At 47.7% G+C, this 23207-nt stretch carries 24 protein-coding genes; 7 read left to right on the forward strand and 17 right to left on the reverse strand.

The window, feature by feature from the left end; genetic code table 11:
- The first annotated feature begins 30 nt into the window (after positions 1-30).
- From GLV81_RS04370 to GLV81_RS19225, 3 genes are read left to right on the forward strand one after another with little or no spacing between them, the layout of a single operon-like run.
- Positions 31-1374, forward strand: a complete 1344-nt coding sequence (locus GLV81_RS04370; protein WP_157477206.1) for a glutamine synthetase family protein — start codon at positions 31-33, stop codon at positions 1372-1374.
- A gap of 42 nt (positions 1375-1416) precedes the next feature.
- On the forward strand, positions 1417-1962 hold the full coding sequence (locus GLV81_RS19220; protein WP_197428925.1) for a hypothetical protein: 546 nt from the start codon (positions 1417-1419) through the stop codon (positions 1960-1962).
- Positions 1947-2462: a hypothetical protein gene (locus tag GLV81_RS19225; RefSeq protein ID WP_197428926.1), complete on the forward strand. Its 516-nt coding sequence runs from the start codon at positions 1947-1949 to the stop codon at positions 2460-2462. The genes GLV81_RS19220 and GLV81_RS19225 overlap by 16 nt, the downstream gene beginning before the upstream one ends.
- Positions 2463-2474: 12 nt before the next feature.
- Here GLV81_RS19225 and GLV81_RS04380 read toward each other — a convergent pair whose 3' ends face one another.
- Positions 2475-3245, reverse strand: a complete 771-nt coding sequence (locus GLV81_RS04380; protein WP_157477208.1) for a lysophospholipid acyltransferase family protein — start codon at positions 3243-3245, stop codon at positions 2475-2477.
- Between the two features lie 115 nt (positions 3246-3360).
- Here GLV81_RS04380 and hxpB point away from each other — a divergent pair, with 115 nt between their 5' ends.
- Positions 3361-4029, forward strand: a complete 669-nt coding sequence (hxpB, locus tag GLV81_RS04385) for a hexitol phosphatase HxpB (protein WP_197428927.1) — start codon at positions 3361-3363, stop codon at positions 4027-4029.
- 132 nt (positions 4030-4161) lie between these two features.
- Here the strand turns inward: hxpB and GLV81_RS04390 are convergent, their stop codons facing one another.
- The 5 genes from GLV81_RS04390 to GLV81_RS19235 form a co-directional block, all read right to left on the reverse strand.
- Complete coding sequence (locus tag GLV81_RS04390; RefSeq protein ID WP_157477212.1) at positions 4162-4308, reverse strand: hypothetical protein; 147 nt, start codon at positions 4306-4308, stop codon at positions 4162-4164.
- Between the two features lie 152 nt (positions 4309-4460).
- The gene (rpsA, locus tag GLV81_RS04395; RefSeq protein WP_157477214.1) at positions 4461-6365 is read right to left on the reverse strand and encodes a 30S ribosomal protein S1; all 1905 of its coding nucleotides are present in this window, start codon (positions 6363-6365) and stop codon (positions 4461-4463) included.
- A gap of 180 nt (positions 6366-6545) precedes the next feature.
- Entirely contained in the window at positions 6546-7433 is an 888-nt protein-coding gene (gene ygiD / locus GLV81_RS04400) for a 4,5-DOPA-extradiol-dioxygenase (protein WP_246186247.1), read from the reverse strand.
- An 84-nt stretch (positions 7434-7517) separates the two neighbouring features.
- A complete protein-coding gene (locus GLV81_RS19230; protein ID WP_246186362.1) occupies positions 7518-7910 on the reverse strand; it encodes a helix-turn-helix domain-containing protein in 393 nt (130 codons plus the stop codon).
- Position 7911: 1 nt separating this feature from the next.
- Positions 7912-8373 carry a hypothetical protein gene (locus GLV81_RS19235; protein ID WP_197428929.1) on the reverse strand — a complete coding sequence of 154 codons (462 nt, stop codon included), beginning with the start codon at positions 8371-8373 and terminating at the stop codon, positions 7912-7914.
- A gap of 143 nt (positions 8374-8516) precedes the next feature.
- On the opposite strand from GLV81_RS19235, the gene GLV81_RS04410 reads away from it, so the two are divergent.
- Both GLV81_RS04410 and GLV81_RS04415 read left to right on the forward strand, forming a co-directional pair.
- On the forward strand, positions 8517-9974 hold the full coding sequence (locus GLV81_RS04410; RefSeq protein WP_157477216.1) for an alpha-amylase family glycosyl hydrolase: 1458 nt from the start codon (positions 8517-8519) through the stop codon (positions 9972-9974).
- Positions 9952-10356 carry a DUF3459 domain-containing protein gene (locus GLV81_RS04415; protein ID WP_197428930.1) on the forward strand — a complete coding sequence of 135 codons (405 nt, stop codon included), beginning with the start codon at positions 9952-9954 and terminating at the stop codon, positions 10354-10356. Before GLV81_RS04410 ends, GLV81_RS04415 begins: the two co-directional genes overlap by 23 nt.
- A 169-nt stretch (positions 10357-10525) precedes the next feature.
- On the opposite strand, the gene GLV81_RS21660 is transcribed toward GLV81_RS04415, so the two are convergent.
- The 8 genes from GLV81_RS21660 to rpsT all read right to left on the reverse strand — a co-directional run bounded on the left by GLV81_RS21660 (position 10526) and on the right by rpsT (position 18200).
- Positions 10526-11035: an OmpP1/FadL family transporter gene (locus GLV81_RS21660; RefSeq protein ID WP_197429123.1), complete on the reverse strand. Its 510-nt coding sequence runs from the start codon at positions 11033-11035 to the stop codon at positions 10526-10528.
- Positions 10947-11816: an OmpP1/FadL family transporter gene (locus GLV81_RS19965; RefSeq protein ID WP_197428931.1), complete on the reverse strand. Its 870-nt coding sequence runs from the start codon at positions 11814-11816 to the stop codon at positions 10947-10949. Before GLV81_RS19965 ends, GLV81_RS21660 begins: the two co-directional genes overlap by 89 nt.
- Positions 11817-12088: 272 nt before the next feature.
- Positions 12089-12658: a pentapeptide repeat-containing protein gene (locus GLV81_RS04425; protein WP_197428932.1), complete on the reverse strand. Its 570-nt coding sequence runs from the start codon at positions 12656-12658 to the stop codon at positions 12089-12091.
- 404 nt (positions 12659-13062) lie between these two features.
- Positions 13063-15051, reverse strand: a complete 1989-nt coding sequence (locus GLV81_RS04430) for a TIM-barrel domain-containing protein (protein WP_157477220.1) — start codon at positions 15049-15051, stop codon at positions 13063-13065.
- A 67-nt stretch (positions 15052-15118) separates the two neighbouring features.
- The gene (locus GLV81_RS04435) at positions 15119-16075 is read right to left on the reverse strand and encodes an energy transducer TonB (protein ID WP_157477222.1); all 957 of its coding nucleotides are present in this window, start codon (positions 16073-16075) and stop codon (positions 15119-15121) included.
- A 13-nt stretch (positions 16076-16088) separates the two neighbouring features.
- Positions 16089-16247: a hypothetical protein gene (locus GLV81_RS04440; RefSeq protein ID WP_157477224.1), complete on the reverse strand. Its 159-nt coding sequence runs from the start codon at positions 16245-16247 to the stop codon at positions 16089-16091.
- Entirely contained in the window at positions 16244-17806 is a 1563-nt protein-coding gene (locus GLV81_RS04445; protein WP_197428933.1) for a M14 family zinc carboxypeptidase, read from the reverse strand. The genes GLV81_RS04440 and GLV81_RS04445 overlap by 4 nt, the downstream gene beginning before the upstream one ends.
- Before the next feature lie 127 nt (positions 17807-17933).
- Positions 17934-18200, reverse strand: a complete 267-nt coding sequence (rpsT, locus tag GLV81_RS04450; protein ID WP_157477228.1) for a 30S ribosomal protein S20 — start codon at positions 18198-18200, stop codon at positions 17934-17936.
- Positions 18201-18451: 251 nt separating this feature from the next.
- Between rpsT and GLV81_RS04455 the strand changes: the two genes are divergently transcribed.
- Positions 18452-21187: a 2-oxoglutarate dehydrogenase E1 component gene (locus GLV81_RS04455; protein ID WP_157477230.1), complete on the forward strand. Its 2736-nt coding sequence runs from the start codon at positions 18452-18454 to the stop codon at positions 21185-21187.
- A 72-nt stretch (positions 21188-21259) separates the two neighbouring features.
- Here GLV81_RS04455 and GLV81_RS04460 read toward each other — a convergent pair whose 3' ends face one another.
- From GLV81_RS04460 to GLV81_RS04470, 3 genes are all read right to left on the reverse strand, one after another.
- Positions 21260-21721, reverse strand: a complete 462-nt coding sequence (locus tag GLV81_RS04460; RefSeq protein ID WP_157477232.1) for a DUF1569 domain-containing protein — start codon at positions 21719-21721, stop codon at positions 21260-21262.
- A 71-nt stretch (positions 21722-21792) separates the two neighbouring features.
- Positions 21793-22539, reverse strand: a complete 747-nt coding sequence (locus GLV81_RS04465) for a hypothetical protein (protein ID WP_157477234.1) — start codon at positions 22537-22539, stop codon at positions 21793-21795.
- Positions 22540-22583: 44 nt separating this feature from the next.
- Positions 22584-23120 (reverse strand): GNAT family N-acetyltransferase, encoded by a 537-nt coding sequence (locus GLV81_RS04470; RefSeq protein WP_157477236.1) that lies wholly within the window; start codon positions 23118-23120, stop codon positions 22584-22586.
- Positions 23121-23207 lie beyond the last annotated feature (87 nt).

Consider the following 23207-nt stretch of genomic DNA (forward strand, 5'->3'; position numbering starts at 1 on the left):
CTTTATTTTTCCAACAGCTTACACATCCGCATGACAGCACAAGCACTTTTACTTTGGTTAGAACAACGTGGGGCACAAAAAATAAAATTCGCCTTTACAGATATCGATGGTATTCTGCGGGGCAAAATCATTTCTACCGAAAAATTGAAGGATGCCCTGCAACACGACACCGGCTTTTGCGATGTAGTGTTTGGCTGGGATAGTCAGGATGCTTTGTACAGCACCGATATAAAGGTAACGGGCTGGCATACGGGCTTTCCGGATGCACTGTGCCGGTTGGTTACATCTACACTCAGAGAAATTCCATGGCAAGACAACATGCCTTTGTTGCTGGCCGATTTTCCAACTGTGGCTGCATGCCCCCGCAACCTGCTGAAGCAAGTGGCGAAGCAAGCAACCGACATGGGTTTTACGGCCCGTTTTGCACAAGAATTTGAATGGTTCAATTTTGCAGAAACGCCTCAGTCATTAGCCGATAAAAATCATCAGCAACCCAAGCCCGTTACACCGGGTATGTTTGGCTACTCTGTGTTGCGGCCTTCGCAGTTGATAGACTACAACAATGCTTTGTTTGATGAACTCACCGCTTTCAACATTCCCATCGAAGGCTTGCATACAGAAACAGGGCCTGGTGTGTACGAAGCCGCCATTGCACATGATGAAGTGTTGGCTGCTGCAGATAAAGCCGTACTGTTTAAAGCAGGCGTAAAAGAAATAGCCAGCCGCTTTGGCATCATGGCATCTTTCATGGCCAAGTGGAATCAGCAGCTGCCTGGTTGCAGTGGTCATGTACATCAAAGCTTGTGGAATGAGCATGGTGAAAATTTGTTTGCCGATGCGGCAAAGGAGCGGGGTATCAGCAAATTGCTGGAGCATTATGTGGCCGGGCAGTTGTTGTGTCTGCCACACATCATGCCGATGTATGCACCCACCATCAACAGCTACAAGCGACTGGTAGAAGGAGCATGGGCACCCACTACCGTAAGCTGGGGTTATGACAACAGAACAGCTGCTATCCGGGTGTTGCATCCGTATGCAAAAGCGACAAGGGTAGAAACACGCATCCCCGGTTCGGACAGTAATCCGTACCTCGCAATGGCTGCAGCGTTGGCGTCAGGTTTGTATGGTATCAAACATCAAATACCGTTGCGGTTGGCTGCTACCACAGGTAATGCCTACGCACAAGAAAGCAACCTGCCTTTGCACAGCAATCTGGCCGATGCTACTTATGCCATGCAGCAATCTGCTTTGGCAAATGAGCTGCTGGGCGAAGCATTTGTGCAACATTTTACAGCTACTCGTATTCATGAATGGAAGCAGTTCAGCGATACAGTAACGGATTGGGAGTTACGCCGTTATTTTGAAATCATTTAAACTGACTTTCGAAACAAAGTACAGTTAGGTTTATCCGCCACTATGAACATCGATTACAATCAAATCATCCATAAAGCATGGGAAGGTTACGATGCCAGCCGAACCATTGCCCGCATTGAAGACCTGAGTGTGTACGTAAGTACCAACCGGGTTTGCAAAGTCATTTTTACTGATGGCGATTTCATCATTGCTAAAGCGTCCAGCTATGGCAAGTATGAGTTTTTCAAAGAAGACCATCGTATCATTCAAACGCTGAGCAATAATCTGTTGTACCCTTTCGAAAACCTGCTGGCCAAAAGCTTGCAGAAAAACAACAGGGTGTACATCTACCGCCATAAAAAAGCGAAGCATGATGTATGGGTGGTGTTTTATAATCCTACCAGAGTGATGGAGCGCCTGCCCCGCCGCTTAGATGATGCACACATTAAAAGTCTGGCAAGGCAAATGGCAAAATTTCATTTGGCTTGTACCCGTATCAAAAATGTGATACCTAAGTCGGGCAAAACATTGCGTACGGATATCAATGCGCTGCTGCAGACTGTCGAAAAAATCCACGCACATTTGGCAGCCGCATGCATGCCGATTTAATCAAGTACCACTGCGAACAGTTTTTGAAAAACCGGTTAAAATGCAACGTCAGTTCCTTTGAATTGATTCCTGTATTTATTGACTGGAACATTGGCAATTTTTCCGTCATCAATAAGCATGAATTGTTCAGCCGCTGGGATTATGACTGGTTTCGCATCAGCTACCGCATGCTCGATTTTTATTTTCTGAGCAGGGTAGTAAGTGATGTGGGCGACAGAACCGTTTTTAGCTATGTGATAGATACCATGATGGAGCCTCGCTTCTTAACGTTCCTTACCGAATACCACAAAGTATTTCCATTGAAAGCGGATGAAATTCGCTTTCTGCGGGAAGCGTATCGCTTTTTCATTTTGAACTATGTGGTAAAAGATGGCAACCACTTTTTCAGCCCCGAGTATGCGAAGAAGTTGCGCAACGAAGCTTTTGAAATTTACCTGCCCAGTGTGGATCGTGATTTTGATCCGGAGAAAATCATCAAGCACCTGAAGATTACAGGATAACGGACTTTGGATTTATTTATCCAATAAGTTCATGAAATGATGCTTGCCTTTGAGCATGTATTTTTTGCTTTGCTCAATGGCATCCATTACTTGTTCCAGTATGGCATCAGCCGGTGCGTCATAATCAATTTGCATGGGTGGTTTAATACTGATGCTAAGTGTTGAGCCCCGTTTTTTAAACTGCAATCCTTTTTTATCGAAAGCCCGCCAAAAGCCGTTGATAACAACCGGCACCACAATAGGGCGGTTGTTTTTGATGATGTGTGCTGTGCCTTTGCGGCCGGGTGCAAAAGGTTTGGTGGTACCCTGCGGAAAAGTAATCACCCAGTTGCGTTGCAATGCTTCATCAATTTTTTGCGTGTCTGTTTCGTCGCGTTGGCGTTGCACATCTTCACCCTTGGCCCGCCAGGTACGTTTAATGCTGATGGCACCAGCCAATGCAAACAAGCGGCTGAGCAGGCTGCTGCGCATGGTTTCTTCTGCTGCAATAAACTTTACACGGGTAAAAGGAATGAGCAGATAATAAGGCAATCCAAGGCGGTTCATTTTGCCCCAGCGGCGGGCACAAAAAATATGCAGGAAAGTAATGACGTCGGCAAAATAGGTTTGGTGATTGCTGACGAACAATACATTGTGGTGCGGCAAATCTTTGATGTGCTCCATGCCGCTGATCTGTGTTTTGTTTACCACATTCAGACCGGGCCAACTGGCCAGGCCCACCAATGTGTACACAGGTGCTTTTATCAGCGGGCTGTTCGCTATTTTCTCTCCGAAACCGGACATGCAATCACGTTGTAGTTAGGCGGCTAAAGTAGGAAAATTACTGTCGAACTGATTTTCTGTTCATGATTTGTATCAGCAGATGGCATGTATGCACATCTTCCTGCAACTTCGCGGCATGAATGCCAATACTACCGAAGCCGTAATTTTTGATATGGATGGATTGCTCATTGATAGCGAACCCTTGTGGGAGCAGGCTGGTGGTGCTTTGCTGCAAAAGTTTGGGGTTACACTTACGCATGCACAATATGCTACAAGTACAGGGCTGCGTACCAAAGAGTGGCTGCAGTATTGGTTCACTCATTTTAATCTGCAACAGGCCAATATTGAGCAGGCCGAAACAGATATTATTGATGCGGTAATTGAGCTGGTAAAAGCACAAGGTAAAATGATGCCCGGTGTGCCATACATCCTGCAATATTTTCAGCAAAAAGGCGTACGCATCGGGCTGGCTACTTCATCGCCCATGCGGTTGGCAGATGTAGTGCTCGATTTGCTACAGATTCGTTCTTATTTTGAAGTGGTGACCAGTGCAGAATTCCTGCCTTTTGGCAAACCTCATCCGCAGGTGTACATGGATTGTGCAGCATCATTGAACGTGAATCCGCTCCGTTGCATTTGCTTCGAAGATTCATTTAACGGTATGATTGCAGCCAAAGCTGCCAAAATAAAATGCGTGGTGGTGCCTGCTCCAGCACAGCTTCAACAGGCCCGCTGGGGTGCAGCCGATTTAAAAATTTCTTCGTTGCAAAACTTCAACGATTTGTTGCTGCGGCAGCTACAATAAAAGCACGTGATTATTTACCGCTGTACAATTTGGCTACAATTACACCCAGTAAGATGAATGTGATAACTGCAGATATTATTTGCAGGCTGCGATTCGATTCCTGATAGGATTTTACCTTGTAGTGCAGGCGGTTCAATTCTTTTTCAGGCTCAGTATTTCACGGGCCAGCTTGGCCGGGTCTTCCGTAAACTGTTTTACCTCTTCTTCAAACTTTTCATCGTTGTTACGATGGCGGCGGGAGTGTTTGTGATCTTGCTCAGTGTGTTGGTCTACAGACATATGCTTGAGTTTAAATTACAATCCGATGTAATAGATAACGCAAAGGTATCTACGACATTGTTTTAATAAAATAAAAACCGCCCCATTTTTCAACAGGGCGGTTTTATATGTTTGGAAGCTACACTTGCGTGGCAAGTGAGTGTTGCAAAAGCTTAGTTGCCTTCGCCGCTTTCCAGTTTTTTCTTCAGGTCGGCCAGCACACCAAGGTCGCCCAGGGTTGCTTTTTCTACCTTGCTCTGGATGTTCTTCACTGCTTTCTGAGTTTTCTCGGCTTCAGCCTTCTTCTCTTTCTTCTCAGTTTCAAACTCTTCCTGCTTCACACGTTCCCAGATACGGGCGTGGCTCAATACGATGCGCTTCTCATTGCGGTCGAATTCGATAACCACGAACTGGTTCGTTTCTTCAGCAGCAATGGTAGTGCCATCTTCTTTAGCCAGGTGACGGGCAGGAGCGAAGCCTTCGAGGCCGTAAGGCAGGCTTACTACAGCACCCTTGTCATCTTTCTTAATCACGGTGCCTTCGTGTACAGAACCTACAGGGAAGGTTTCACCCAGGCTGTTCCAGGGATCTTCTTCCAGTTGCTTGTGGCCCAGTTGCAATTTGCGACCGTCTTTGTCGATGTTGAGGATGATCACGTCGATGTTTTCGCCAACCTTGGTGTACTCACTGGGGTGGTTCAAACGCTTCAACCAGCTGAGGTCGCTGATGTGGATCATACCACCGATACCAGGAGCCATTTCAACAAACACACCGTAAGGAGTGATGTTCTTCACAATACCGGTATGACGGCTGTCAACAGGATACTTGTCTTCGATGGTGCTCCATGGGTCGTCGCTCAGTTGCTTGATGCTGAGGCTCATCTTGCGGCTGTCTTTGTCCAGCGTCACAATCTTCGCTTCATGCTCGTTGCCCAGTTGGAAGAATTCTTTAGCGTTTACAGGAGTGTTGGCCCAGGTAATTTCACTTACGTGTACCAGACCTTCTACGCCAGGCAGAATTTCGAGGAATGCACCGTAGTCTTCAATGTTCACCACTTTACCCTTCACGGTGTTGCCTTCCTGAATGCTTTCAGGCAGCACATCCCATGGGTGTGGGGTCAATTGCTTCAGACCCAGGCTGATACGCTTCTTGTCGTCGTCGAAGTCGAGTACTACCACGTTCAGCTTCTGGTCCAGCTTCAACACCTCTGAAGGGTGGTTGATGCGGCCCCAGCTGATGTCGGTGATGTACAACAAGCCATCCAAACCACCGAGGTCCATGAACGCACCGAAGTCGGTGATGTTCTTGATGGTACCTTCCAGTACCTGACCTTTTTCGAGCTTGGCAATGATTTCGGCACGTTGTGCTTCGATATCGCTTTCGATGAGGGCTTTGTGGCTTACTACTGCGTTCTTGATGGTTTCGTTCACCTTCACCACCTTGAATTCCATGGTCTTTCCTACAAACTGATCGTAGTCGGTTACCGGCTTCACATCGATTTGTGAGCCTGGCAGGAAGGTTTCCATGCCAAATACGTCTACAATCAAGCCGCCCTTGGTTTTGCTGGTAACAGTACCTGTAACCACTTCGCCTGTTTTGTGGCTTTCCACAATCTTTTCCCAGGCACGGCTGATGCGGGCCTGACGACGGCTGAGGTTGAGGTGACCGTTGCGGTCTTCTTTTTCTACGACCATAATTTCCACTTCGTCGCCAATTTGAATGGGGGCATCGCGGAATTCGTTCAGGCTGATCAAGCCATCACTCTTGAAGCCGATGTTGATAACGGCATCAGTTTTGGTCATGCCCACTACAATCCCGGTAACCAGTTCACCGTCATTGAAAGTGCGGAAAGTAGCATCGTACACTTTGTCGTACTTCTCTCTTTCGCTGGCATTGTAAGTAGCTACGTTGCGCTTGTCGATGCTCCAGTCGAAGTCATCGTGAGCAGTGGCTACAGTTTCGGCTACGGGAGCCTCCACAGGTACATTTGTTGTCGCAGTAGGCTCGGCTGCAGCTTCTTCAGCGGCGCCAGCGTTCTCCTGTGCATCTGCGTTTAGTTGTTTCAAAAAGAAATTCATGATAAAACCCCGATGGTTTAATATTCGGGGCTGCAAAAGTAGGGCAAAATGCTGATGTGGCAAGGCTTTCAGTCCTTTTTCTGCCATCTTTTTCGGGCCCGGAAAAAGAGGCACCAACGGCGCCTCCTTACCCATTTACATCAAGCTAAAACACTGGTTTTCAGTGCCCATTTATATTTTCTAGCCAATTTTTACGGAGGTCATGGTCAGCGAGCCGCCCAAGGCCTGGTCGTTGAAGAGGGAAATGGCTTCGCCTTTTTGCTGCAGCCCGAGGGTGTACAACAGGGGTAAATAGTGCTCCGGAGAAGGAATGGCCAAGTCAAAAGCACGGCCCTGTTGTTGAAAGTTGACCAGCGTCTGATGGTCGCCCCTGAGGATGGCGGCGTTCATTTTTTCACGGGCTTCCAATGCCCAGTCGTAGCCAAAGCCGGGGGTATCCAGCTTGTTCCAGGCCACCATGCGCAGGTTGTGCACCATGTTGCCACTGCCCACAATCAACACGCCCTTGTTGCGCAACGCTGCCAACTGCCTGCCCAGCTCGTAGTGGTAGGCAGGGCCTTGGGTATAGTCGATGCTCATTTGTATCACCGGCACATCGGCATCGGGGTAGAGGTGTTTGATGACACTCCACGCTCCGTGGTCGAGGCCCCATTGCTCATCCAACCCAACGGGTGTTTGGGTAATGATTTCTTGCGTGATGCGGGCCAGCTCCGGGCTACCGGGAGCCGGGTATTGCACGGCAAACAACGCTTGGGGAAAGCCGCCGAAATCGTGAATGGTGCGGGGCTGCTCCATGGCTGTTACAAAAGTGCCGCGGGTTTCCCAGTGTGCCGAAATGCACAAAATGGCTTGCGGCCTGGGCAATGATTGTCCTGTTTTTCTGAATCCCGCCACAAATTCATTTTCCTCTATGGCATTCATGGGGCTGCCATGGCCCAAAAAAAGCACGGGCATCGTTGCCGTGTTGGTAAACGATTGTGCAATGCGGCGGAGCGACTGTACTTGCATAGCAATGGCGGATAGCGGCAACATGGCTGCCAGTGATTGAATAAAATGTTTGCGGTGCATGGGCTTGCTGCCGATAGTTCAACGACAAAGGTCTGACAGCTACGGTACCCGCTGGTATCAGTTTTCGGAAAAATGATGATACTATCAGGACAAATGCTGCTGCATGTCCTCCCGAAACTCGCCGGGTGTTTGGCCTGTTTTCTTTTTGAAGACGGCGCTGAAATACGCTTTTTCCTTGTAGCCCAAATCAAAACCAATTTCGGCAATGGTTTTACTGCTGTGTATCAGTTGGTTTTTAGCCTCTGTGAGTTTGCGGGTTTCAATCATTTCCGACACACTCATGCTCAGTACCTGCTGGCAAATGATGTTGAGGTTACGGGGCGACATGAATAATTTTTCCGCATAAAAATCTACGCCTTCGGGTTTGTGATAGTGCTGCTCCAGCAAGTCGAGCAGGTTGCGGAAGCTTTGGTTCACCGATTTGTTGGCAATAGCTGCCGCTTCTGGTTGCAACTTTTTTCTTTCCGATTCCACCATGCTAAACAAAGCACTCAGTAAATGACGAATGATGGAGAACTCTGGTTCCGGGACGTGTCATTTCATCGGCCATCATTTGGCATAACTGTAACATGCGTGGAAAGCAAGCGCTGTGCTGCAACGATAGCGTTGCGTGGTGATGATACCAGGCGTACAATTGAAAAGTGGTTTCCGGAATCAGGTCGCTTTGAAAGCGGATGACCCACATGCGGCATAGGCCATTTTGAAGGCCGGGCACCACACGGTGCAGCTTACCCTTGGTTACAAAGCTGGCCAGCGGTGCACTGCATTGAACGGTTTCAAAATCGATGAAGTGTTCCAGTGTGCCATATTCGCCAATGATGAGTTCTTCGTACAAATGTTTGTGCGGCAAATTGTCCGATTGTTGAATGCGCAGTGCCTCCTCAGCATCCAGCTGATAAATCTGAAACAATGGAGGAGTGGCATTGGGCATAGTATACACAAATGTATTGTGATTGGATGGCTGTAGCTGAATTTCCGTTTGGTTTCAATTCCTGCAACGAAGAGAGGGCTCCTCCATTTCAAAACTGATATTGCTTACTTTTCAGCTATCTTCTCTCTAATACCTTTGCAAAAATTTTAGCTATGCGTATCGTCGTTTTGTTAGCGGCCATTTTATCGATGGGCTGCCAAACCAGCACTCAGCAACAAGTGGCACCAACGCCCTTCAACCAGCCGCCCGATTGGGCGCAGGATGCCATTTGGTACCAGGTGTTTGTAGAGCGGTTTAGCAATGGCGATAGCAGCAATGATCCCACTGCCGCCAGCATAGCTATTCCGCCGCTGAATGTGCAGGCGCCTGCCGGTTGGCATGTTACGCCTTGGGGGCAAGATTGGTATCAGAAAGATGATTATGCTACCGATACGACAAGAGATTTCAACAACTGGCTGCAGTTTCGCCGCTACGGTGGCGACCTGCAAGGGCTCATCAACAAACTGGATTACTTGCAAGACCTTGGCATCAATGCTTTGTACATCAACCCGATTAATGATGCGCCTTCTTTGCATAAATACGATGCCAGTTACTACCATCATGTAGATGTACATTTCGGCCCAGACCCTGAAGGTGACCGGGCCATCATGGCTAAAGAAAATCCGAACGACCCTGCCACCTGGCAGTGGACGGCAGCAGATAAAATGTTTTTGCAACTCATTGACGAAGCGCATCAGCGCAACATTCGGGTGGTGCTCGATTATAGCTGGAACCACACGGGTACGCTTTTTTGGGCCTGGCAAGATGTGCTGAAAAATGGCGCCAACAGTGCTTACAAAGACTGGTATAACATTTCGCAATTTGATGACCCTGCCACGCCGGCCAATGAAATGCAGTACGCAGGTTGGCTCAACATTCCCAGCTTGCCTGAGTTAAAAAAAGTAGACATTACTACCGAAAGAAAAATTGGTCATCCCTACGAAGGCAACATCAACAAAGGGGCGAAGGAGCACATTTTTGCCGTAACCAAAAGATGGCTGGCACCCAATGGAGATACCAGCAAAGGCGTAGATGGTTATAGGTTGGATGTGGCCGATCATGTAGGGCTTGGCTTTTGGCGGGAGTGGCGCAAAGTAGTAAGGCAAACAAAAGGTGATGCGTATTTGGTTGGTGAAGTGTGGTGGGAGCAATGGCCCGATCCATTTATGAATCCTGTGCCTTACACCAGCGGCGATGTGTTTGATGCGGTGATGTTTTACCACGCCTACCGGCCGGCAAAATATTTCTTCAGCAAAAGCGATTTTTCGATAGATGCCAAACAGTTGGCGGATAGCTTGCAGTTTGAGTGGAACCGCTTGCGAAAAACCAACCGCTATGCCATGATGAATGTGAGCAGTACGCATGATGCACCACGATTGCTTACTTGCTTTTATAATCCAGGCAAATACAAATTCCGTGCATTACCGAAGGATGATGCGCAATACAAAACCGGCAAGCCCGATGCAGAAACCTATCAGCGGGTGCGGTTGTATTTACTTGCATTTGTTTACATCTGTTGGAGGGCCGCAAATTTGGAATGGCGAAGAAATGGGCATGTGGGGTGGCGATGACCCGGACCCCCGCAAACCCCTGTGGTGGAAGGAGATGAGCTTTGCACCGGAAACCCGCACCAACTATCAACCCGGGCCAAAGAGCTACGATTCTGTAGGTTTCAATCAGCAACATTTTGATTGGTACAAACAACTCATTGCCTTGCGCAACAAGCACAGTGTGCTGCGCCGGGGTGATATTGCTTTTACAGAAACCAACAACAAGCTTGTGGTGTACAAACGCTTCGATGGTAAACAAACCATTTGGGTATTGCTGAATGCCGGCAATACGGAAGTGACTGCACAAATACCTGCTGGTGATTATACCAACTTGTTGACTGGTATAAAGCAGAAAGGAGGCGCAGTTGCGGTACCGCCGTTGCAGGGTGTGGTGTTGCAATAAAAAAAAGCTTGATGTTTTTTGTCGTTGCTACATGCACTAAGCCGATGGGCTACCCGCTGCTTTTCTACAATTGCCGACAGCCCCTGTGTAAAAGCGTTATATGCTGTAAAAAACATGCACCACAAAACTGCGGTGCATGTACATAGTGACTGGGTATAGAACAGTGTTACTAGAACTGATAGGTATAACCGAGCATAAATAAATCGGTGGTCATTTTGTAACTCACACTGCTGCCGGGTATGGCACCGTATGGGTTGCCACTGCTTATCATCATGGGGTTGAGGATGGGGCCGCTTACACTGCCGCCACTGCTGCCGTGGTGATACGTGGCATTGATGCTGCCATGCTTGCCCAACTGCAAGCCCGTGCCAATTTGAAAACCATGTTTGATAATGGCTGGTGCCGGTGCACTAAAGAATGCCAAGTCGCTGTTGATAGGATTGCTGCTGTAGGTATAGCCCAAACGTACAGGTACTTTATCGGTGAGTTTGTATTGCATGCCGGCGCTGATGATGGAAATATTTTTCCAGCCAAAACCTTTTACCGATGCGGTGCTGGTCCAGCCTTTGGCTTCGAAGCCATCTGTTTTTTCATAGTTTACAAAACGATAATCGAGTGCAAAATCGATGGCCTTGTTGCTGTATCCGAAACCAGCAGATAAGATGGCGGGATAATTCATTTTGAAATTGACGGCTTGGTGCAGGAGTGCCATTGAGATACGTGTTGTCAAATTTGAAATCGCCGAAGTATTGTTGTGATTTGTACGATGCACCCAGTTTAATGCCCTTGCCACTGTTGTAGTAAATGCCTACTTGTGCACCGGCACCAAACGCACTGGCTTTATCGCTTTTGGGATAACCCAGTGTTTGGCTGGGCGATGCCAGCGGATTGGGTTCCAGTTGCAATGCGCCCCAGTTAAATGTGGGTTGAAATCCGATGCTCACTTTATCGCTGATTTCATAAGCATACGTCACGCCTACCTGCATCATCATGTAATCACTTTTTATTTGCCCAAAGCCACCCTGGCTTTGTGGCATGTTGATAGGGTTGCTGCTGTTTTGTGGAAACGTAACACCAAAGCCACTTACGCCAAAAGCACTCACGCCCCAATGGTGTTTACTGTCTTTTTTGCCCCACACCATGCTCAGCGCTGGCATGATACTTACGCCGCGGTCATCTTTAGTAGTACCGCTAAATGTGCCTTGCTGTGTAGGCACCGCAGCTGTTACCTGTGGTGCCGAAAAAAACGTACCGGCGTTAATAGAAAACTGTTTGTTTTTAAAAGCTGCAATGCTGGCGCTGTTCCAGTGTATTGCACCGTTGATGTCGATGGGTTGTGCCGTACTGGCGCCGCCCATGCTCATGTTTACTGCACCCATGCCTTGCATAATGTGGCCCGCCTGGGCAAATGCTCCTCCTGCCAGCACTATCAGTGCCAGACTCAATGATGATTTTTTCATATGAATGGGATTGTTGGGTAGGTGCCCGACGGTATCAGTACCGTTTGTATGACAAGCATTGGTTTGGGCTTTTACCCATAATGATGACTAAAAGGTTTTGGTTACGGGTGTAAAGGTGTACGCAACCTTTGTAGCCCGAAATGATAGCCGACATACGCCACGGTGATGAGAGTCACGCAGCATAGCAGGAATGATAAGTAGCATCAGCAACAATGCAAGCCCGGGCTTCGGTCACCCGCTGTCCGCTGCTGAAGTGCAGGCTGGTGGCCTGCTTACGAAATATCTAACTGATATTTATGCAGCAGGCCCGGCAAACCGTTTATTGAAAACTTCGCTTTCTTCATGCGGTTGGCTGCAGGGTCAATGGCGTAATGAATGGCCGTGCGAAAATCGGCCTGCTCCAGGTTGGTATTGTCGAATATGGCGCCGGCCAAATCGCAATCGGTAAAGCTGGCCTTGCTCAGGTCGGCATTGCTGAAATCTACTTCGTGCATGTGGCATTGCACAAACCTTGCCTGCTTCAGTTTCATGTTGGCAAAAGCTGCCAGTTGCAACTGGCAGCCTTCTGGTTGTATCTCAAATAAAAACGGATTGCAGCCATCAAATTGTAAGCCTACCAGCTTGCAGCGAATGAACCGTACTTCGCGGAATGCTGTGCCTTCGATGTTGGCCATGCTCAAATCGCAATCGGTAAAGCTGCAATCGCTGAATTGCTTGCCCTGCAATTGATAGCCCGAAAAAGCAAAACCTGAAAAGCTGCATTGCTCATACTCCCGCAGCATTTGGCTGGCATCGAGATTGTCAGGGGTAAAGTGTTCGTCGTAGGCGTAATCGGCGGACATGTGCTATTTATTAAAAATGATGGCGATTGGCTTTCCGGTAAATGTAAAAGGTAGTTCAAACCAGCCCGTTGTAGCAGCATTTGTGGGAAAGTATATTGTTTCTCCTTTTACAGTGCATTTCGCCTGCAACAATGCAAAAGGCAGGTTAGTGTTTGTCGGAAAACGCAGCCGGAGTTTTCTGCTGTGATCTACAGGCCAGTTTGTGGCTTTCAGTTCTACACGAATACTGTTGTTGCTGTAATGGTAAGTCCATTGTATAAGCTTGGTGGGCTTGCTTATTATGCAATGCTGAGGGGTCCTTACCGTCATCATCATAAATGTAACCACTGTTGTTTGTAGTGCCGGGATATACCGTCAAATCAAGTTGTGTTTTGGGGTTGTAATCCATTAAGCTTTGAGCAGCGTCACTTCCTTTCCACATCGGTATTACACTGCTGGCTTTTACAAACAAAGGCATTTGCTGCAGTGCTTGCTGCAGCTTCAATCCATTGCTTGCCTGCCTTTATTTCGTTTGTATAAAAATTATACCAATTGCCTTCAGGTAAATACACCGGCTGTGTGGTTTTGTTTTTTTCTGTAACCGGTGCTACCAAAAAAGATGAACCAAACATATACTGCTGTGTGGCTTGCATCAATACAGTGTCGTTGTGGTTGCTGAAAAACATGGGCCGGATAAAAGGCTTGCCTTTGGTGCTGGCTTCCCATGCCAGTGTGTACAGGTAAGGATGGAGCTGATACCGCAACCGGATATAATTTCTGGCAATGGATTTATAAGGTTCATCTTTAAAAGTTGGCTCACTCGGCAAATCGTTTACGCCAGCTTCCAAATCGCCGAAGGCAGTGCCGTGTGGCCGAAAGATGGGAGAGAAGGCGGCCATCTGCACCCAACGCACATACAATTCCCGATCATTTTCGGGTGTGTTGCTAAACCCTCCTGCATCGCTGTGGATGTACGGAATGCCGCTCAGGCTCATGCTTTGCAGATTGGGCAGTTGTGCCTGAAACCCGCCCCAGCTGCGGCTTACATCGCCCGTCCAAGGGAAAATGCTGTAGCGCTGGCTGCCCGCATATCCTGCTCTGTTCAGGAAAAACAAGCGTTGTTCTGGATACTGTTTGCGCCAGTTTTCGTACAGCATTTTGCTCCACATGTGGCCATAGATATTATGCACTTCATTGGCACTCACTTTTCTGTTGATGCCGAAAGATTGCAGGTTGTGGTACAAATCTTCCGGATGATTTTCGGGTTCACCCAAATCGCCCCACCAACCGGCTACGCCTTTGTCGGTTTGTTGTTTGTAAAACTGCCAAAACCACTGCCTTGCCGTCGGTGTAAACAAGTCGAGCAGGCCGCCATAACCAAAGTAAAATTTGGTGAGCATGTATGGTTCACCGCTTTTGGTAGTGGCTAAGTGGGGTTGACTATTGGCAAATTGCTTCGTGCCTTTCAGAAAGAAAGGTTCTGTAACCAATATCGGATTGATGTTTTGTCGGCGTAATGATTGCAGCAAACTATCGGGTGTAGGCCATTTGCTACGGTTCATCCAGTCCAGATTGCCGAGTGTGCCTTTGATGCTGTCGCCAAACCAAAAAATATCAATCACCAATGCATCCATGGGGAAGTTGTCGGCTTTCATTTTGGCCACTACATCTTGTACCTGCTGCTGGCTGCGGTAGCCAAAGCGGCTTACAAAATTGCCCAGTGCCCAACGTGGCGGCAGCGGCTGTTTGCCAGTCAATTGTGCGTATCGTTCCAGCAACTGCTCTGCTGTGTTGCCGGGAATGATGAGCATGTTGAGGTTGCCGCTTTCAAACGCTACTTCCAAAACGCCAGGCGTTGTTTTGCCAAAATCCATGTACCCTTTGGCGGGGTTATTAAAAAGTAACGCATAGCCATTTAAGCTGAGAATAAAGGGCACGGAATAATTCAGCTCATCGGCGTTGAGTTCATAGCCATAATGGGCGTTGTTGTATAATGGAATGCGCTGCCCACGTCGGTTCATGGGTAGCGTTCTTTCGCCGCCGCCGTACCACTGCATGCTATCGGGCATGGCTATGCGAAAGCCACGGATATGGCCACTATCGAAGGCAGCAAGAATATCAATTTTCAGGTTGCCCATTTGCAGCTGCAGGCTTCCTGCATGATTGCTGATTAGGGCACTTTTATTATTACTCAAGGCCAGCGATTGTTGTTGCTGCTGCAGTGCTTTCGGCTTTGCAATGGGCAATGCTACAATGGCGTCGCCCATTTTTTCTTGTTGTAGCATGGCGGCATGATTCCATTCTAACAGCACTGCCTGCTGTGGGTATGCCGTTGCTTTCCATTGGCCAATGGGTAATTGTGCTGATGCTTGTAAGCATACGCAAATGCTGAGTAGGTACAACGCCTGTTTCATAAGCTACAAATCGGTATGAAATGAGCAGCAACTTACGTCAGCCGAATGGATTCACCAATGCTGTAAGTCAGTTGGGGCGGAAATAAAATTCTTGAATGCGGCTGGTAACAATGGGCTGGTTGATGAACATGGCCGGCAGCCAGGCAGGCGATTCTTCGAGTAGTTTTTTTACCGCATTGCTAAATGCTTCGCCAGGGGTAGCCAGCACATCAAAATTGCTCAATCTGCCTTTTGTGTCTATGTCGAATTTCATTTTCACCATGCCACTTAATCCATTGCCAGCCTCAGGATATTTAAGCTGTTGCAAAATGTATTGTACCCAAGCGGTATTGCCACCTGGAAACATGGGGTCTGCTTTGAAATAGCAATTTTCTTTAAAGGTCGCTCCATTTTCGTTGTAGCAGGTAGCGGAAATGGGATCGCCTTCAAAAAATGACACATCCATCAGTGGCTGTCCATTGCTGCGCTGGTAGTTCCATTTTTGGTGCTGTTGTCCGTTGCGGATTTTACCCTTTCCAAAGGGCTGGCCATTGTCATAAAATTCTTCTCCGTTTCCATTGCCATTTTCATCACAAATCCGTAAGCGTTTGATGCTGCCGTTTGGGTGCCATTCAACACTACTGTCGGCGGGCATGTCTTGCCGGTAGTAGGTTTTCGATTGCAGCTGGCCATTGGCATACCATTGCAAGTACCAGCCATTTTTTCTGTTGTTGTTAAAGTAGCCGCTGTCAGATATTTGACCGTTGGGGTGATAGCCAATGTAGGTGCCTTCTTTTATTTTGCGTTGCACATCGCTATAGGCAAAACTGCAAATCAGTTGTTTGTTGGGATAACTGTACAATTTCACTTGCCCGCCATTGCCGATGGGTGTTACTTCTTCTATATATTTTGCCACACTGCCGGGGCTTAGATTTTCGCGGCTGTAATCGAGCATGCTTACGATGGCAGCAGATTGCCCGTTGCTGTATGTAGCCAATAGCAACAACCATCCAACAATCAGGGTGCCCTGCAGCATGTTTTTCATGTGTCTGAAAATACTATTCTATACTGAAAATTGGATACCGCATGTGGGCGGGCTCGTAGTAAGGCGAGTTTTTATACACCCAATTGAGAATGGCACTGCTGTTTTTAGCAAAGTCGGGTTCTGCTTTTTTCTTCGCTTCCAGTTGCTGCCGCAGCTCCGAATGATCTTTCAAATATTGTGCGGCCACTTGCTCCCAGCGGTAATCGCTGTAGCCTTCTTTTGTTGCAATATGGCATCGAAATAATTCCAGGAGAAGAAGCTGTCGTCGCCGGTGGGCTCCAGCATTTCTACCAAATACCGGCGGGCAGGTTGTTGGGTAGAAACTATGTAATCGCCTTTTCGGAAGCTGATGGTTTGTTGCACTGCCTGCACTTTTACTTCCGATTGGCGGTAATGTTTTTCGTAAGCACGGGGGCTGGTTTTGTACGATTCTATTTTGTAAGCCTTTACTGTGATTACACTGTCCTTTTCCAAGCGGCGCATTTGCACATTGTTTTCTTTCAGTCTGTCGGTTACGTTGTGCCAGCCTTGTGGTATCACATAATATTTCGGAATAGTTACAGTCTTACTGCTATCGAAATAGCTGAAAAACTTCACCGGTCCGCTAAAGGGGCGCTGGCGATTGTATTGCATAATCGGCAGGCCGGTTACTTCACTGATTACTGTGTCTCGTTGGTAACCCAAAAAAGTCAGGTTGTCGTTTTTGTTGCGGTTGGGTGTCCATGCCAGTGGCCATTGTTGCGTTTGCATCAATGCGTTTTGCGTGGCTTTTTTGCTGGCCTTCAACTCCTTCGCCATCACCGCTGCTTGCTGCATCACGGTCACCATAAAATCGTAAGTGCTTTGTACTCTTTCGGGGTAGGGCTTCAGCATATGCGTTTCGGGCACAAAGCCAATGGTTTGAAACAAAGCCGCATAGCCACTGCTGTAGCGTGGCGGGTCGTAAAACTGTGTCATGCCGCGGCTCAGGTCGTAGCTGTCAAAGTTGACATACGGGAAAAGCTTCCAGCCTTTCTTGTCCATTTGCTGGTACAGCGCCGGCTCAAACGATTGGCGCAGCCAGCTGCCCAGCGGTTCGCCAAGTTTGTTGTACTGGCTCGTAAGCAGTGTAAACACATGCTGAAAATCGGCGCCATCACTCACGTGATTGTCTATCAGAATATCGGGCTGTGTCCAATGAAAAGCTTTGGCAAATGACTGCGCATTGTAGCTGTCGGCCTTGGTAAAATCCCGGTTCAGATCGAGGTTTTGCGCATTGCCTCTGAAGCCGTACTCCAGTGGCCCGTTTTGATTGGCCCGGCTGAAACTACCGCGGTTGATGCTGCCGCCAATATTGTACACGGGTACAATGGCCAGCACCACATTGTCGGGCAATGCTATTTTACGGGTAATGATGTCTCGCACCAGCAGGAGGCTGGCATCTATACCGTCTGGTTCGCCAGGATGGATGCCGTTGTTTACCATCACCACCACTTTTTGTTGCTTGCGCCAGTGGGCAGGGTCGGCACTGCCATCTTTGCTCACCAGTACCAGGTGCAAGGGATAACCTGCGTCGGTGGTTCCCATGGTTTTCATCGTTACCATCGGGCTTTGCTTGTCGAACTGCTGATACAGTGCTATGGTTTCGAAGTAGGTGGCGCTTTCGGTGCCTTTGCTTTTTTCAAAAGGCGTGGTTTGGCAAAAAGCTGCAATGGAAACGAGCATGAAGCTCAACGAGAAAATGAGTCGCATAGTAATGATTGGTGCGTATTTGACGGTGAAGATGCAACAGCCCGTTGACATGGGGTAGGTACAAAGCAAAAAATCCCGACCGGAGTGCCGATCGGGACAAATATGTGCAGTAAAAACCTAGCCGAAATTAAGCAGCAGGCTTCTTGGTAGCATTGATGTGCTTGGCCAGCTTGCTCTTCAGGTTAGAGGCTTTGTTTTTGTGGATTACACCACGCTTAGCCAGTTTGTCGATCATGCTTGCTACAGTAGGAAGATTTTCTTCCTTAGCAGCTGCGTCGGTCAATGACCGGAGGTCACGGATAGCGTTACGGGTTGTTTTGCCATAGTAACGGTTGCGATCACGGCGCTTTGAAGCCTGACGTACATCCTTTTTGGTTGCCTTATGATTAGCCATGTGTTCTAAAATTGGGACGCAAAAGTAGGGATAGCTGCCACACCAGCCAAACAAAATTCCCGTTTTTTCTGCAAAAAGCCGGATTCAAGTCCTTTTCTGCCTGAAAATTTTGACTGCTCCGAACTTTTTGCCCCTTTTTTAGGTTGCTTTTCACAGGGGCTTGCGTTTGCTTTTGACCTACTTTTGCCATCCTTTATCAGAAGCAATACCGGCAACCTTTGCCGTCACAAACTATTCATCAGCAGTATCCAATGAAAGACTTTTCGTACATCACGAGCCAGCATCCGCAGTTTATTGAGAATCTGTACAACGATTTTGTAGCCAACCCCGCCAGTGTAGATCCGGAATTAAAAAAGTTTTTTGAAGGTTTTGATTTTGCCGTGAGCACCGGCAACGCTGGCAAAGGCGCTTCCGCCGCTGGCGACGCAGCTACTGCCGACTGGAAGCGGGAAGTGATGGCCTACCGCATGATTTTGGGCTATCGCAACAAAGGCCACCTGTTGGCCAAAACCAACCCCATTCGCCCCCGCATCAACCGCGGTGCCAATATCGAACTGTCTTTTTATGGTTTTACCGAAGCCGATTTGGACAAAACCTTTCAGGCTGGCCAACTCATAGGTTTGGGTACAACCACGCTGCGCAATATTTATACGCATCTTGAAAAATGTTATGCCAACCACGTCGGCTGGGAGTTTAAATACATCAGCGATCAGAAGAAGGTGGACTGGCTGACTAATGAAATTGAAATCGCTTTCCACCGGGAATTGCCCACGCCTCAAAAGCGCCGCATTCTCGAAAAGCTCAATCAGGCTGTGCTCTTCGAAAAGTTTTTGCATACCAAATACATCGGCCAAAAGCGCTTTAGCCTCGAAGGTGGCGAAACCACCATTGCTGCCCTCGATCAAATCATTACTACTGCTGCCGACAACGGTGTAGAAGAAGTGGTGATTGGCATGGCACACCGCGGCCGCCTCAATGTGCTGGCCAATGTGATGGGCAAAACCTACGAGCAAATTTTCAGCGAGTTTGAAGGCACAGCTATCCCCGATACTACCATGGGTAGCGGCGATGTAAAATATCACCTCGGTTTTGGTAGCCAGCCTACTACTGCCAATGGTAAAACCATCAACCTGAAACTGGCACCCAACCCCAGCCACCTCGAAGCGGTAAACCCTGTGGTAGAAGGCTTTTGCCGGGCCAAGGCCGATGTGGTGTACAACAGCCAGTACGATCATGTGCTACCCATTTTGATTCATGGTGATGCCAGCATTGCCGGTCAGGGTATTGTGTACGAAGTGTTGCAAATGAGCAAGCTTGATGGGTATGAAACTGGTGGTACCATTCATCTTGTAATCAATAACCAGATTGGATTTACGACGGACTTTACCGATGCCCGAAGCAGTGATTACTGTACTTCATTGGCATCAGCTGTGCAGGCGCCGGTATTTCATGTAAATGGCGATGATGCAGAAGCGGTGGTAAAAGCTGTTGACATTGCTACACGCTACCGTCAGGAGTTTAACTGCGATGTGTTTGTCGATATGGTGTGTTATCGCCGCCATGGCCACAACGAAGGTGATGATCCGAAGTTTACACAGCCCGGTTTGTATGCGTTGATTGACAAGCATCCCAATCCTCGTGAAGTATACACGCAATTCCTGCTGCAAAATGGTGATACCGAAGCACAGGAACTGGCCAAGGAAATGGAGAAGAAATTCTGGGGCGATTTGCAGGAGCGTTTGGATAACATCAAACAAAATCCGCTGCCGTACACCTACCAAAAGCCGGAAGAATGGTGGAGAGAACTGCATAAAGCTACGACTGCCGATTTTGAACAAAGTCCCGAAACAGCTATCAGTAAAGACTTACTGAACGAATTGTTTGGCAAAATCATGAACCTGCCCGACGGTTTTAAAGCCATTAAGAAGGTAGAAAAACTGTTGGCCGATAAAAAGAAATTGTTTGAGACTGAGCAGAAGCTTGACTGGGCTACTGGCGAACTGTTGGCCTATGCCAGCATTTGCCATCAGGGCTATGAAGTACGCATGAGCGGACAAGACGTTCGTCGTGGTACATTCAGCCACCGCCACGCTGTATTGCGGGATGAAAAAACAGATGCTTACTACAACCGCCTCGAACACATCAGCGACAACCAGGGCAAGTTTCGTATTTACAACTCATTGTTGAGTGAGTACGCTGTGTTGGGTTTTGAATACGGTTATGCCATGGCTAACCCGCATGCATTGGTGCTGTGGGAAGCGCAGTTTGGCGACTTTGTAAACGGTGCCCAAACCATGATTGATCAGTTCATTAGTGGTGCCGAGCAAAAATGGCATCGCATGAATGGCGTAACCCTGTTGCTGCCGCATGGTTACGAAGGTCAGGGCCCAGAGCATAGCAGTGCCCGTATGGAGCGTTTCCTGCAATGCTGCGCCGAGCTCAACATGGTGGTAACCAACATAACCACCGCCGCCAACTTCTTCCATGCATTGCGTCGCCAGATTACCTGGTCTTTCCGCAAACCGCTGGTGAATTTTAGTCCCAAGGCGAACCTGCGTTATCCCGGCACGTACAGTCACGCTGATGAATTTACGCAGGGTGGTTTCCGTGAAGTCATTGACGACAATGCCGTACAAGCTGCCGATGTAAAAAAGGTGCTGATTTGTAGCGGTAAAATTTACTTTGAACTGTTAGAAAAGCAGCAAGCCGACCAGCGCAAGGATGTGGCTGTTGTTCGCCTTGAACAAATTTATCCGCTGCCCCAAAAGCAACTGGATGAGCTCTACAAAAAGTATGGCAATGCCACCTGGTATTGGGTGCAGGAAGAGCCGCTGAACATGGGTGCTGCCAGTTTCCTGAAAATGAACCTGCATAGCATGAGCTTTGGTTTGATTGGCCGTAAGCCAAGTGCCGCAACTGCTACCGGTTATGGTAAAGTGCATGCCAAAGAGCAGACAGACATCATCGAAAAAGCATTTAGCATTTAAATGAATGCTACACTGAAATAAAAAAAGCTGGCGAATCATCGTCAGCTTTTTTGTTGTACATGTATTGATTTTTTACACGCCAAACTGCCGCAGGTGATGATCGAGGTGTTTGTAAAACATATTGTTCCATTCTTGTGCGGTAAGTACGCCAAAAGAATGCGATGACCGTCCTTCAAAAGCATGACGGCCCATTTGCTGCACCAGTTTGATGTAGTTGATGATTTTACTTTTTTCTGCCTGGAAATCTTGCTCAGCAGCCACTTTAAAATCAGGTGCTGTACCGCTGTTTTGCTTGAATGGCTTTTCACCCACCACTGTGTTTTTGAGCAACAACCGCAGTATGAATTTGATGAACGCCGGCGTGGGTTTGTACTTACTGGGCTCAAAAACATACTCGTAAGAAACATTGCAATGCGCCAACATTTGCGCCGCATTCATACTACCCCAAATGGGTTTCATGTCGGGTTGTAGTTGCTCAATACGCTGTATAACGGCATTGCTCACCGTGGCATCGAAAATATCGGGGAGTGGCATGGTGCAATTATTGATTCAACGGAAAGGTATTTCAAATTGCGCTACCAAAAACTGATGAATACCAGCTCTACTTAAAAGGGTGCCACCCGGGACATGCTTAACCATTGTGTTAATAGCACAACCAATGCAAGACCAGCACCAATGGCAATTGTAAGCCAGCCTGTCTTTCTGTTTTGATTGAAATAAATGAGAAGGTCTTGTTTAAGTAAAAGGCCGATAAGAGAGGAAGCAACAACTATATTAAATCCAACTTTAAGCAAGGCACTTGGGGGTAGATTAAAAATAGTGTCCTGCCTTGTTATCAAGGAGTTTAATGACATAATAAGTGAGAACGAAGAGGAGAAAAGGATAAGCAGCCACCCCCACTTGTTTTGTTTTATAACCAGCACAAAAAGCAAGACATTGATGAGCACTGGAATAACCATAATAATTGAGAACAGTTGCAGCCAGTTTTCATTTTGGAAAACAAACCAGCACTCCCGTAGCAAACGAATAATGCTAAATGCCAATACAATACCCACATACCATTTTAGTGCCTGTATAAGTTTAGTGTTTCCTATTTCTTTTTGGGGTTCTAACATTTCAGCAATAGGGTCAACTGTACTGGAAATAACCTGTTCCTTTTTGTCTGCTGCATTTTTCTTGTTTTGAAGCAGTGTGTTTACGGATGCTGTAATAGCGGATGCTGTAAACCCTCTTGACAAGAGTACCTCTCTGGCCATGTGTATAGCTGCAGGTGCGTAGTCGTCAGCTTCTGCAATCATTTGTATTAAAAAAATGTCGCTGGCGCTTTCAAATGTTTCACGTGAGGGAGTCATACATGCGCATTTGCATGAAAGTTACTTAAATATCGGATATGCATTTATGTTGATTGAGTCAGTGTCAGCAACATATCTGTATTCATACCGGCATATTCGAATTGTCCAATAGCTTCAAAGCCATGCTTCTCATAAAACCGAACTGCAGCAATATTGCTTTGTTGTACACCGCCCCATAACAGCAATCGTTCGGCGCCTTGTTGGCGAATGTCTTCCAATACAAATTGCAGCATTGGTCCGGCTAATCCTTTGCCCTGCCAGTCATCGGCTACAGAAGGCGCTATAGTAAAATCAGTGATGGGATGAAGACGGAGCCCGTAGGATTGCAGTCGTGGCGCATCATGTTGCAGAAAACTACGCTTCACAACAAAATAGCCTATAATTTTTCCGGAAGATGCTTCAATGGCGATGTAACCGTTGTGCTGCTGCTCGGGTTGATAAAACTGCCAGATAGCTTCGGCTTCGAAAGCATGCGGTGCAAACCGCTGTTGGGTGCGTGGGCTTAGTGCCGACAGATACGATAGTAGCTGCGGCAGGTGCCTGCTGTGAAGTATCTCAAAATGAATGCCGTTTGGCTGCATGTGCTAAAAATAAAGCGGCATTCTGAACGAATGCCGCTTTGCTGCTGGATAAAATTAATCGACAGATTCATTGTTGGTCAGCGACCA

Source organism: Phnomibacter ginsenosidimutans (assembly GCF_009740285.1).
Lineage (GTDB): Bacteria > Bacteroidota > Bacteroidia > Chitinophagales > Chitinophagaceae > Phnomibacter > Phnomibacter ginsenosidimutans.